This window comes from Bacteroidota bacterium (assembly GCA_039714315.1).
Taxonomy (GTDB): domain Bacteria; phylum Bacteroidota; class Bacteroidia; order Flavobacteriales; family JADGDT01; genus JADGDT01.
The window spans coordinates 13,727-27,197 of record JBDLJM010000025.1 but is presented as its reverse complement, the minus strand read 5'-3'; the positions used below and the strand labels follow the sequence as shown (position 1 = coordinate 27,197).

General features: G+C 35.3%; 9 protein-coding genes. 3 read left to right on the top strand and 6 right to left on the bottom strand.

What is annotated here, in order from left to right:
* Positions 1 to 73: 73 nt before the first annotated feature.
* Together ABFR62_04495 and ABFR62_04490 are read right to left on the bottom strand one after the other, a co-directional pair.
* Positions 74 to 2,314 (bottom strand): amino acid permease, encoded by a 2,241-nt coding sequence (locus ABFR62_04495; GenBank protein ID MEN8137672.1) that lies wholly within the window; start codon positions 2,312 to 2,314, stop codon positions 74 to 76.
* Positions 2,314 to 4,140, bottom strand: a complete 1,827-nt coding sequence (locus ABFR62_04490) for a potassium transporter TrkG (GenBank protein ID MEN8137671.1) — start codon at positions 4,138 to 4,140, stop codon at positions 2,314 to 2,316. The genes ABFR62_04495 and ABFR62_04490 overlap by 1 nt, the downstream gene beginning before the upstream one ends.
* 309 nt (positions 4,141 to 4,449) lie before the next feature.
* Between ABFR62_04490 and ABFR62_04485 the strand changes: the two genes are divergently transcribed.
* Positions 4,450 to 6,045 (top strand): peptide chain release factor 3, encoded by a 1,596-nt coding sequence (locus ABFR62_04485; GenBank protein MEN8137670.1) that lies wholly within the window; start codon positions 4,450 to 4,452, stop codon positions 6,043 to 6,045.
* Positions 6,046 to 6,305: 260 nt separating this feature from the next.
* Here the strand turns inward: ABFR62_04485 and ABFR62_04480 are convergent, their stop codons facing one another.
* The 4 genes from ABFR62_04480 to rsmG all read right to left on the bottom strand — a co-directional run bounded on the left by ABFR62_04480 (position 6,306) and on the right by rsmG (position 10,022).
* Positions 6,306 to 8,015 carry an ABC transporter ATP-binding protein gene (locus ABFR62_04480; GenBank protein ID MEN8137669.1) on the bottom strand — a complete coding sequence of 570 codons (1,710 nt, stop codon included), beginning with the start codon at positions 8,013 to 8,015 and terminating at the stop codon, positions 6,306 to 6,308.
* 52 nt (positions 8,016 to 8,067) lie between these two features.
* On the bottom strand, positions 8,068 to 8,802 hold the full coding sequence (gene truA, locus ABFR62_04475) for a tRNA pseudouridine(38-40) synthase TruA (GenBank protein MEN8137668.1): 735 nt from the start codon (positions 8,800 to 8,802) through the stop codon (positions 8,068 to 8,070).
* Between the two features lie 88 nt (positions 8,803 to 8,890).
* Positions 8,891 to 9,340, bottom strand: coding sequence for a DUF2780 domain-containing protein (locus ABFR62_04470; protein ID MEN8137667.1), 450 nt, complete (start codon positions 9,338 to 9,340; stop codon positions 8,891 to 8,893).
* A gap of 52 nt (positions 9,341 to 9,392) precedes the next feature.
* The gene (gene rsmG / locus ABFR62_04465; GenBank protein MEN8137666.1) at positions 9,393 to 10,022 is read right to left on the bottom strand and encodes a 16S rRNA (guanine(527)-N(7))-methyltransferase RsmG; all 630 of its coding nucleotides are present in this window, start codon (positions 10,020 to 10,022) and stop codon (positions 9,393 to 9,395) included.
* Between the two features lie 131 nt (positions 10,023 to 10,153).
* Here rsmG and ABFR62_04460 point away from each other — a divergent pair, with 131 nt between their 5' ends.
* Together ABFR62_04460 and ABFR62_04455 are read left to right on the top strand one after the other, a co-directional pair.
* Positions 10,154 to 11,341 carry a pyridoxal phosphate-dependent aminotransferase gene (locus tag ABFR62_04460; GenBank protein MEN8137665.1) on the top strand — a complete coding sequence of 396 codons (1,188 nt, stop codon included), beginning with the start codon at positions 10,154 to 10,156 and terminating at the stop codon, positions 11,339 to 11,341.
* Between the two features lie 152 nt (positions 11,342 to 11,493).
* Positions 11,494 to 13,410, top strand: coding sequence for an alpha-amylase family protein (locus ABFR62_04455; GenBank protein MEN8137664.1), 1,917 nt, complete (start codon positions 11,494 to 11,496; stop codon positions 13,408 to 13,410).
* Positions 13,411 to 13,471 lie beyond the last annotated feature (61 nt).

Sequence of the window (13,471 nt, the reverse complement as noted above, 5' to 3'; positions counted from 1 at the left end):
AGTTTACTTCGCTGGAATCATTTTATATTTTTGCTGCTTAGTGAAAAGTAAAAGTATTTATAGTGAAAAAAGGTTAATTCAACTCTTTTTCTTTCTGACTATTCACAAACAGTATATTCGCGAGAGAATCATAACCTTTAAAAGTTTCGTTTTGATTATCTATGTCTTCCGAGTTGAATTCAATCAGGGTTAAGTCGGCCTCGATAGAGTTTTTATTGATTTTACTTTTTATTTGCGACTGGTCTTTACATTCAATCAATTCAATATTTGCAGGAGCTATTGGCAATCTCTTGTCGAGAATCAGGTGATTTAGTCTTTCTATTTCCTTTTCTTTTTCGCCTTCATAAGTAGTGAAAATTTTTATCTCACCTTTTTTCCATTCTTTATGTCCCAGAATAATATAGGAAAGCAGAACCATCAGGCTTTGTGTTTTATAGCTGTCGCTTGTCATCCAAATGTGTATATTTTTCTTAAAGCCATACCTGCGATATGATGATGAAAGTATGCAAACATCGAAATTAGTTGACTTTGTCAAAGGGTATATTTCGTTGAATTTGCTAAGTTCATGAATATTATCTCTGAAATATTCAAATATCATCATGTTGTGGCCTTTCCCCGAAATACCTGAAAACTGAACAACCTGGGCCATTGCTGATGTGTATGAAGGACTCACTATTGTGTCTATTACAACATTCGATCTTGATCCTTTATCCATACTAATCAGTTGCTTCATTGCTTCCTGTGCGTTCTTATGAGTTTCTTTATTTAAGAATCCCTTTATATAATGGATGTAGGTTCCAAAACCGTATCTCTGCGAAATCCACCTCATAAGATCGTAGCCATCTTTCCTTTTAAATGTACTTTCCGCAACAATAACCGCGAAAGGACGCCAATAATATTCCGGATTATTGTAATCACGTTTTTGAACAACAACCTGTAATTGACGACTAATCTGATAGATTACACCTCTGAATAGTTTTACAAAACCTGCGTTGTCTTTATTGTGTTTTGATATGTAGATATAGGTAAGTCCCATAAAAACTAATGAAAGTAAAGCAAAGCTGGTATTCATCTTGAACATTAACCAAAATGAAAATAAAGCTCCGATAAATGAGATGTACCAGTGCGATTTGAATGTAGGTCTAAAAGACGGGTCTGCCGAAAAATGTTCGAGAAAAGAAATGCTGTTTAAGGCGGCATAAGTAACCATAAAAAACATTGCAATTACTTCAGCAACAAAGTTAATATCACCAATTGCAACAAAAAAGAAGGCTATAATAATACTGATAATAGATGCATTTATGGGTTCGTTATTTTTTGTTTTTTCTTTCGAAATCCACAAATTAATTCCTTTAGCCGGAAAGATGTTGTCAATTCCAAGTGCCTGAAGAGTTCTGGGGGCAATCATAACAGATCCAAGAGCGGATGAAAGGGCAGCAGCACCTAACCCTATAGGGATAATCGGGCCCCAGATTGCTATTTTGCTCATTATTAACTGATCTGAAGCCATATCGTCAAGTGATGCCGAGGTAACTAATTTATATGCGACTATTAAGTAAACTAATATTCCCACGGCTGTTGCCCATAAAGTTCCTTTAGGGATTGATTTTTTTGGGTTCTTTAAATCTCCTGATAGCCCTAAACCGGCAGCAATACCTGTAAATGCGGGGAATATAATAGTAAATACCCTGAAAAAAGAATCCGGATTTTCGATAGTTGCAAAAAAGTCAACATTATTATAATTTAAATTGGAACTTCCCAAAAAGAACATTATAAGTGATAAAAACAGTAAAGCAACAATTCCATATAAAGCTTTTACTCCAATATTTGCTCCCTTTGTTAGCATTAGAGCGCTAAGTAATACCATTACAAACAGGCCTACAATAGTTTTATTCATCAAATAAGGTAATATCGGCCCAAGGGTATCGTTATAATTTTGTTGTAAATATTCGGTAAATGGCATAAACGCCTCAGCAAATGCAATTACATAGAATGCAACACTTATTGCCTGTGAAAGGAATAACGCAATACCAATAGCCGCACCTATGTTTAGTCCAAAGGATCGCGAGATTATGTAGTAAGCACCCCCACCCTCAACTTTTTGATTTGTAGCTATTTCGGCTACAGCCATAGCAGTAGGTATCGTAACTAAATGCCCCAGCAGTATGATAGCTACTGTGCCGAGGAATCCTGTATGCGCTACAGAGTATCCAAACCTTAAGAATAGAATAGCACCTAAAATTGTAGAAATTGCAGTGGTGAAAACGGGGCCGGTACCAAGGTTAGCCTTGCTTTTTATTTTATGTCCAATCATTAACCGATAATAATTTTAGCTTTTGGATAAGTGTAATCCGTTGAAATTGTTTGTTGACTTAGTGCATAAGCCAAAGTTAATAATCCTACTCTACCTACAAACATAGAAACCATAATAATTATTCTGCCCCCTGTTGATAAGTCGGCGGTAATTCCTCTTGAAATTCCTGCTGTAGCAAAGGCAGATACTTCTTCAAAAATAATATCTATTATTTTTTTGTCGCTTTCTGTTATGGAAAGCAAGAACACACTAATAAGAATAATTGATATTGAAAAAAGAAATATTAACAGGGATTTATCTACAGATTCAAAACTTATAGATTGCCTGTCGATATTAATAGTTTTTTTTCCTCTTAATGTGGCAAATGCTGAAAGGAAAAGTACTGTGAATGTATTGGTCTTTATACCCCCACCTGTTGATGCAGGTGAAGCGCCGATATACATTAATACCAACATGAAAATTGTCATAGGTATACCAATACTGCCTATGTCGACTGTATTAAATCCTGCGGTACGTGTTGTTACCGACTGGAAAAATGAATGTACTATCTGATTGCCCAATCCCATTTTTTTTAATGTAAAATCCTGTTCCAGGAAAAAGAAGGCTACCGTACCACTTACAAGTAGTGCAAATGTTGTGTACAGTCCAAGTTTTGAGTTGAGTGAAAACTTTTTCCAATGATTGAACCAGATAGTCCTTAATTTATAGAAGTTAAAAATTTCGTGCAGAACCGGGAATCCGGTACTTCCGAGTATGATTAAAAAAGCAATTACCAACTGTAAAGGAATGTTAAACATTATGCTGTCTTCGTACAGACCATTGCTTAATGTTGAAAATCCGGCATTGTTAAATGCCGAAACAGAGTGAAAGATCGATTTAAATGCTTTGTCTCTAAAGTTGTGGAAAACAATATTATTTCCCCATGAAAAGAAAATTATTACTGTTCCGATAAATTCAATCAGGAAAGAAAACAGAAATACTTTTTGCAGGAGTGTTTTACTTTCCTTAATGCTTCCCACACTGAAATTATCCTGAATAATAGACTGGTGTTTTATCCCCATATTTCTTTTCATCATCAGTGCGAACAGGGTAGCAAAGGTAATTATGTTTAATCCGCCCAGCTGAATTAACAGCATAATTACAAACTGTCCCTTAACCGTAAAATACGTCGCGGTATCAACAACTATTAATCCGGTTACACATGAAGCACTTAGCGAAGTGAATAAAGCATCAAAAAAACTCATACTACCTTCCATAACTGTCATTTTTGGTAACATCAGTAATAACGCTCCTATAAATATCAGACCAAAAAACGACATTAGCAGAAGGGTAGGAGGAGGCAGGTTTATTGTTGGAATTCTTAAGCTTACCCTGCTTATTTCCATGAAGAAGAAAAATAAAAAATACAGTTGGTTCATGTATGATCTGAGGAGCATGATATCTCCATGGAAATTAAATTCCTCACCCAGCCAGTACACTGTGTCGAAACCAAATAATCTGAGGGTAATTACAACAATGAATATTATTAATAGTGTTGCTTCTTTTTTTGTACGTAAAAAATATTCCAGCGGCTGGAAGCTGTAAACATAACCAACTAGATATTTAAGAATTTGCAGGCCAATAAGCGATTTAAACGAATAAACAAATACTGCATTTACTATATCGTGATGGGGAAAGCCGTGATATTGAAGGTAGGAGAAAAGTCCGGCAATCACCATGAATATACTCCAGTTGTCAAGAAACCTTTCGGCTTTTGGCTTGGTGTCGTATAACCTGATGTTTAAGTTTTCTCTAAGTTTAGAGATAAAACGTTTTATGTCCTTCATTGTACAGCATTGGATTATCAGCCTGAGTTCGACGAGGAATTCACTCACAGAAATACAATGTTATGTGAAAGAATTTCTCTCGTCGAACTTTAGGTTATTATAAATATATGATTTTTTGAGGATATAGAGATTAGGGTTTTACATGTCTTAAAAAAATAATAATTTGTAATAAACACGGGGAACATCAATTATTTATTTAGACACAGTTAATAAATTAAGCTAAGGAGGAATGAAATATAATATGTGCTATTGTAATTGTTCTAAGTACATATTTAAATTACCTTTGCAGCCGCAAAATATTTGAATACAATGGGATTTATTGAAGAAATACAGAGAAGAAGAACTTTTGGGATAATATCGCACCCTGATGCCGGTAAGACTACCTTGACAGAGAAACTCTTACTTTTTGGAGGAGCAATTCAGGAAGCAGGAGCTGTAAAATCTAATAAGATTAAGAAAGGAGCGGCTTCCGATTTTATGGAGATAGAACGTCAAAGGGGAATTTCTGTAGCTACTTCGGTATTGGCATTTGAGTATAAGGGTAAGAAGATTAATATTCTTGATACTCCGGGTCACAAAGATTTTGCGGAAGATACTTTTAGGACTCTTACGGCTGTTGACAGCGTAATTGTAGTAATAGATGTAGCAAAAGGGGTAGAGGCGCAAACCGAGAAACTTGTTCAGGTTTGTAGAATGAGAAATATCCCTATGATGGTTTTTATCAATAAATTAGATAGGGAAGGTAAAGATGCTTTTGACTTGCTTGATGAAATAGAGCAGAAACTGAAACTAAAGGTAACTCCTTTGAGTTGGCCTATTGGAATCGGGTCAGAGTTAAAAGGAATTTATAATATCTGGGAGAAAAACGTGAACCTGTTCTCGGGACATAAAAAACAAGCTGTTGAAGAAACTGTTGAGATTAGTAACCTGGAAGATGAAAAACTTGATGATCTTGTTGGAGGAAATTCTGCTGATGAATTAAGAGAGGAGTTAGAATTGGTTACTGAAGTATATCCTAACTATGAGTATGATAAATATCTTGCAGGAGAACAACAACCGGTATTCTTCGGATCTGCTCTGAATAATTTTGGTGTTAGGGAACTGTTGGATGCATTTATTGAGATTGCACCGATTCCTTTACCAAAGAAGTCTGAAGAAAGATTAGTTGATTCAAAAGAAAGCAAGTTTTCAGGGTTTGTATTTAAAATACATGCAAATATGGATCCAAAACACAGAGACCGTTTGGCCTTTGTTAAAATTGTTTCAGGAACATTTAAAAGAAATACTCCATACCTGCACGTTCGAAACGGGAAAAAAATGAAGTTCTCATCACCAAATGCTTTCTTTGCAGATAAAAAGGAGATTGTTGATGAATCATATCCGGGTGATATAGTAGGATTACATGATACCGGTAACTTTAAGATTGGAGATACTCTTACCGAGGGTGAGAAACTTAATTTTAAAGGAATTCCGGCATTCTCACCTGAACATTTCCGATATATTAATAACGCTGACCCTATGAAGTCGAAGCAACTTTCGAAAGGTATTGATCAGTTGATGGACGAAGGAGTTGCACAGTTGTTTACTTTAGATCTCAATGGTAGGAAAGTAATAGGAACTGTTGGAGCTTTACAGTACGAGGTTATTCAATATAGATTAGAGCATGAGTATACTGCTAAGTGTACCTATGAACCAATTCAGGTTCACAAAGCCTGTTGGGTAGAAGCGGAGGATGAGTATAATGAAGAATTTAAGGAGTTTAAAAGAGTAAAACACCGTTACTTGGCTAAAGATAAGCAAGGACAGTTGGTATTTCTTGCCGATTCGCCATTTACGATTCAGATGACACAACAGAAATTCCCTACGGTGAAGTTACACTTTACTTCGGAGTGGAATCAGGATTAAATAATTTATTGCGTCATTTTGGCCAGGGTGAGAGAAATAATTTTGCCGGACTTATGTTTATCTATTTTACGGCGTTTTGGTACCCATGACATCTTTGTTTCTTAACCGCGAAGGTCGTAAAGTTATTCGCAGAGTTTCGCAAAGGTAGTAGCGTCACTTTATTCACTAGTATTTATTGTTTTTGGTGTTTATGGTTACTTCCATCGGCTCAGCCGGGAACTGTTTAAAAAAAGAGTTAGCCTTAGAAATGAGATATAACTTTAGTTTACCAGATCATCTTTAAACTGATGTTCATATAGCTTTCTATAAAATCCGTTTTTAGCATAAAGCTCTTCATGGCTTCCTGTTTCAACTACCTTGCCGTTGTCAAGTACTATAATTCTGTTGGCTTTACGTATGGTGGCTAAACGGTGTGCAATAACAATACTGGTTCTGTTTTGAGTGATTTTTTCGGTTGCTCTTTGGATTAATTTCTCGGAATAAGTATCTACTGATGATGTAGCCTCGTCCAAAATTAAAATACTTGGATTACTAACATAAGCTCTTAAAAAAGAAAGCAATTGTCTTTGACCAACCGATAGCATTGCTCCGCGCTCTCTTACGTTGTAATGATATTTATTTGGCAGACTGTCAATAAACTCGTGTATCTCTATCTCTTTGGCAGCTTTTATTACATCTTCTTCACTAACATCGCCTTTTAGTGTTATATTATTGATGATACTGTCCGAGAAAAGAAATACATCCTGTAATACTACTGCAATATGTTCTCTTAAACATTTAAGAGAATAATCCTCAATTTTAACATTATCAATACTAACTGTTCCGGAGTTATATTCGTAAAACCTGTTTAGAATATTTATTATAGTAGATTTTCCGGCACCGGTAGCGCCAACTATAGCTACCATTTCACCTGGTTTTACCGAAAATGAAACATCTTTAAGTACCGAATGGTTTTCGAGGTATTCAAATGAAACTTTTTCGAAACTTATATGCCCTTTCATTACCTTTGAGCAATATTCTCCATCTTTAGAGATATGCGAATCAGTATCGAAAATTGCAAAAACTCTCTCGGCAGATACCATCCCCATTTGCAATACGTTGAATTTATCGGCCAATTGTCGCAGAGGCCTAAAAAGAAGTTGGATAAGGTTGATATAGGCAATAAGTTCTCCTAAAGTTACCGCTTGTGTAGTTACTGATTGTACGCCTCCGTACCATACAACTAATCCCAGAGCAACTGATGACAGGAGTTCAGCTATTGGAAAGAAAATTGAATAATACCATACCGAGCGTATATGGGCTTTCATATGGCGTTTATTTATTTCTTTAAACTTGTTGAACTCCTGTTCTTCACGAACAAACAACTGAACGATTCTCATTCCGCTTATGTGTTCCTGAACAAATGAGTTTAATCGTGCTACCTCATTTCTGACAGATTGAAATGCCGATTTAATATTTTTCTGAAAGACTCTTGTAGCATATGCCAATATAGGCAATACCATTACCACAATCATTGCTAATTGCCAGTTAACATAGAACATTATTACCAGTACTACCATCATTTTTAGTACATCACTGATAATCATTAATAAGCCCTGTCCAAAAATCTCAGATATGGTTTCAATATCAGAAACAACTCTTGTTACAAGTGAACCAATAGGGTTCTTATCGTAGTACTGCATCCTAAAAGAAAGCATATACTTAAATAGAGAATCTCTGATATCCTTAACTATTTTTTGTCCAAGCCAGTTAGCGAGATAGATATATCCGTATAGAATAATAACTTCTACAGCAATAACTAAAAACATTAAGGTGATAATAAATATCAGTCCTTCATAATCTTTTAACATTATGTGGTCATCAATAGCCGTTTTTGTAAGATATGGGCGGATTGAAGCCGAAAGAGACATTACAATAGCGAAGAACAATGCAAAGTTAAACTGAAGCTTATATGCCTGCGCATATTTCATCAGTCTCTTAAAGACCTTGATATTGAATATTTTTGGAGAAGTGCTCAATATGTTAAATGTATGGATAAGTTACTTCTGTAAGATATAAGCCATGTGCCGGAACCGAAACTCCTGCTTCACTTCTGTTTTTCGACTCAATTACCTTCCTGAAATCTTCGACAGACTTTCTTTTTAAACCAATTTCCAAAAGGCTTCCAACTATTGCTCTCACCATATTTCTAAGAAAACGATCTGCTTTAACGTGAAATATCAGTTTCTTTCCATGTTTTACCCATACTGCATTCATTATTTCGCAGTTGTAGGTTCTAACATCTGTTTTTGATTTGGAGAAGCATTTAAAATCAGTGTATTCAAACATGATTTTTGCAGCTTCATTCATTTTGTCAATGTCTAAATCGTTATTTATCTGATAAGAGTTATCGGTTAGAAAAGGATCTTTACCGATATTAATATGGTATTCATAAGCTCTTGAAATAGCGTCAAATCTTGCATGAGCTTCATCATTAACCTTAAATAAACTGTGAATAGCTATGTCTTTAGGCAGGAAAGAATTTAGTTTGAAAGTCAGTTTTTCGCTATTTATTTCCTTGCTATAATCAAAATGAGCATACATCTGTTTGGCGTGAACACCGGTATCAGTACGGCCGGCTCCCACTATTGAAATATTTTCTCTTAATAAAATAGAAAGCTTTTCTTCAATAACTTCCTGTACACTTATTTGGTTGGGTTGGCGTTGCCATCCAAAATAGTTTTTTCCATTGTATGCCAGTTCTATAAAATATCTCACATTATTCAAAATTGATTGCAAAATACTAAAAAAGAGGCTTCATTACCCTGTAAAGAAAGCCTCTTTTGTTATTTTCTATACTTTTTATTTAAAGATTCAATCCTTTACCCAATAATTTAGCAACAGAACTTCCTCCTTTAATTTTTACAAAATCCATCATAATAGGGGTGAACTTTTGCACCATTTTAGGGTTTAGCCCTAATTTCTTAAATACTTCATTAACCTTGTTTATGCCCTGAAGATTTTTTGTAGCATTTCCTATGCCTGATAATGCTCCCGTGTCTAAATTAATATCGCCGGCCTTCATCATGTTTTCAATTCCCGGTACATTATTTTTTATTTTGGAGAATTCATCTTTCTCCAGATTTTCACTGGCCATTCCAAATAAAGCTCCTGCTCCTCCTATTGCCTGTTTTTCACTTATACCCAGTTCTTTTGTGAGCATAGATGTCAGCTCGTTGTTTTGCGCATTTATCATTCCTCCAAATAGAACAAAAATCAGTGCAATTACTCCGGTTCTTAAGTGTTTAAATTCCATAGTGTAACGATTTTAATTGTCTATCAAAGATACAAAATCACATATGATATTTTTAAGATTTAAATTTAATAGGAAGGTATACTACTTTTTTTGTTTCGAAGAAGTCTTCTTCAAATACATCGGTTAAATCAAAAAGTTGAACACTTTGATAGTCTTTAAGTTCTTCTGTTAAATCACCTCCTTTAAGGTAAAGAATACCATTTCTCCTTTCGTGGATTGATTTTTTCTTGATTTTTTTTCTAACCCATTTTACAAAGTCCGACATATTTGTAACTGCTCTACTTACAATGAAATCGAATTCTTCATTGATTTTCTCAACCCGATTGTGAATTATTCTAACATTTTTTAGTTCCAGTTCATCAGCAACAGCCTGAACAACTTTTAGCTTTTTGGCGATAGAATCTACCAGAAGAAATTCTGTTTCGGGAAACATAATGGCAAGTGGGATACCCGGGAAGCCCCCTCCTGTACCAACATCCATTACCTTTGTTCCTTTTTCGAACTTTTGAATTTTAGCAATTCCTAATGAATGCAGTATATGACGAAGATATAACTCATCGATGTCTTTTCTTGAAATCACATTAATTTTAGTATTCCAATCTTTATAAACCTCCTCAAGTTTAGCAAATTGCTTAATTTGTTCTTCACTTAAATCCGGGAAATACTTTTTTATTAACTCCATATCTAATATCGATAATGTTTATAACAATAAATGTCTATTACTGGTTTGTTTATAACAACTCATGACTTAATTTAACCAAAAGTTATTTTTATTTTTGTCTTAATCTTAGAATATACAAAATTAGTAATAATATGAATCTATTGGCAGAAAGAATGCAACGATTATCAGTTGCGCAAACTTTGGTTATGAGCAAGAAATCCAGAGAACTTAGAGAGGCGGGTAAAGATATTATCAGTTTAAGTATTGGTGAGCCTGATTTCGATACTCCGGATTTTGTTAAAGAAGCTGCAATTTCTGCTATACGTAATAATGTTACAAAATATCCGCCAATTTCCGGATATAAAGAGTTAAAGGAAGCAATAGCTTTTAAGTTTAAAAGAGATAATAATTTATCATACGATTTAGATCAGATAGTTGTATCAACCGGAGCAAAACAGTCTATTATGAATGTTTTGATGTCAATTCTTTCTAAAGGAGATGAGGTTATAATATTGGGGCCATTTTGGGTGAGTTATTTCGAGATGGTAAAGTTGGCTGATGGGATACCGGTTCCGCTATATGCAGGAATTGATCAGGACTTTAAAGTAAATGCTCAGCAGTTGGAAGAAGCAATTACCGACAAGACAAAAGCGGTTTTGTTTTCATCTCCTTCTAACCCCAGTGGGGCTGTTTTTTCTGAGAAAGAGTTGGGAGACTTAGCTAAAGTGATTGCCAAACATCAGCAAATCACTATTATTTCCGACGAAATATATGAGCATATAAATTACAGTGGGGAGCATGTTAGTATTGCGGGTTTTAAAGAAGTATTTAACCAGACAGTAACAATAAATGGAGTTTCGAAAGCCTTCGCAATGACCGGATGGAGGATTGGTTATATTGGAGCACCAAATTGGTTAGCTTCTGCCTGCGAAAAAGTTCAGGGGCAGGTTACTTCCGGAGCGTCATCTATTTCGCAGATGGCGGCGATTGCGGCTTTAAAAGCAGATCCTTCTAAAGTAGATTATATGAAGGCAGAGTTTCTGAAACGTCGTAATTTATTATTGGAGTTATTTGCCGACATGGAAGGTTTTAAGGTTAATAAGCCTGAAGGTGCTTTTTATATTTTGCCGGATATTTCATATTTCTTTGGTAAAACAATGAAGGGATATAAAATAAATGACGCTCAGGATTTCTCGATGTTTTTATTGGAAGAGGCTAATGTTGCATTGGTTTCTGCTCAGGGATTTGGAGAACCGAATTGTATAAGGATATCTTATGCTGCTTCGGAAGAAGAGCTTAGAGAGGCTGTAAGGCGAATTAAGGTTGCAGTATATAACTAATTGATATTAATGCCACTTGTTTTTTTTGGAGTAAAAACCGTGTTAGTTTTCTTTGTTTTGACATTAATTGTCATTAATACACTTTTATCTATTTAAATTATTTATTATTCAATTTTCTGATTATTTTTGGGTAAGAATAAATCAAATTAGAAATGAGGAAAGTTTTTAAGGAAAATCAGTTTAGGAAATATATTTTCAGGATTAAATCATTTTTACTCACAGGAATCATAGCTATTGCAGTATTGAGTTCGTGTGCTAATGTTGAAGATAAAAAACAAGTGGAAGTAAAAGAAAGTCAAAGTAATGGCAAAGCAGTAGTCTATCAGGTGTTTACACGCTTATTTGGGAATAAAAATACAACAAATAAGCCGTGGGGTACAGTAGAGGAAAACGGAGTAGGGAAGTTTAACGATTTTACTGATACTGCTTTAGAGGGAATTAAGGAGCTGGGAACTACACACATTTGGTATACGGGAGTGCCACATCACGCGGTTATTAGAGATTATACAGAATACGGGATATCGAATGATGATCCTGATGTAGTGAAAGGACGTGCCGGTTCGCCATACGCAGTTAAAGATTATTACAATGTTAATCCGGATTTGGCTGTTGATCCTTCAAAGAGATTAGAAGAGTTTCAGGCTCTGATTGACCGTACTCATAAACATGAGATGAAAGTTATTATAGACATTGTTCCGAATCACGTAGCTCGTGATTATCATTCTCTTAATGCTCCTGAAGGAGCTGAAGATTTTGGAGCTTCGGATGATAAAAGTGTTGAGTATAAAAAAGACAATAATTTCTATTATGTAGTAGGGGAAGCTTTCAAAGTTCCTGAATCGTTGAATAACTATCAGCCTTTAGGAGGTGAAGAAAATTCTCTTTCTGACGGAACATTTGATGAAAATCCTGCAAAATGGACAGGGAACGGATCGAGGTTGGCCCAGCCGCATTTTTATGACTGGTACGAAACGGTTAAGATCAATTATGGTGTTAAACCTGACGGAACTAAAGATTTTGATGAATTGCCGGAAGGTTTTGAAAAGAAAACCGCTGCCGAACATTTTCAGTTTTGGAAAGACAAAGATGTGCCCGGTTCGTGGAAGAAGTTTAGAGATATAGCACTTTATTGGACCGAAAAAGGAGTAGACGGGTTTCGTTTTGATATGGCCGAAATGGTTCCGGTAGAGTTTTGGAGTTATATGAATTCATCTATAAAGAATGCTAATCCCGATGCTTTTTTATTAGCAGAGGTATATAATCCTGCTGAGTACAGAAACTATATTCATTTGGGAAAAATGGATTATTTATACGATAAAGTTGAGTTGTACGATACTCTGAAACACGTAATGCAAGGACATGGTTCTACCAATAATATTCCAGCAATACAGGAAGGTCTTGGGGATATAGAACACAACATGCTTCACTTTTTGGAAAATCACGATGAGCAGCGAATTGCCAGCCCTGATTTTGCAGGTGATGCAGAAAAAGGAAAACCGGCCATGGTTGTTTCTACAACTATTAGCACTTCGCCAACTATGTTGTACTTCGGGCAGGAAGTAGGTGAGGATGCAAGTGAAGATGCAGGTTTTGGAACGAAAACCAGAACCACAATTTTTGATTACTGGGGAGTGCCGGCACACCAAAGATGGATGAATAATGGAGCTTTCGATGGCGGACAACTATCAGCAAAAGAAAAATCGTTGCGTGATTTTTATGTAAGACTTCTTTCATTTTCGGCTAAAAGCAGTGCTTTAACAGGAAGCTATGCAGAGGTGCAATCTTCTAATATTTCTACAGAAGGTTATAACGATAAGCTTTTGTCGTATGTAAGGTGGAAAGACAATGAAAAATTGATAGTAGTTTCAAACTTTGATGCTGATAATAAAGCTCATTTTAAACTGAAAATCCCTAAGGAAGTAATTAACGAAATGGGAATTGACGATGGAGAATATTCAATTACAGACGTGTTGTACGGAAGTAAGTCTTTATTGAAAGTAGATGGAAGGAAAGGTACTGTTTCAATTGAAATAATGCCTCTGGAATCGTTTATTTATATGATAGAGTAGATATACCATTGTATATAGTACTTAGATTAGTCGTCTAAGTACTATATACAAATATCTAAGT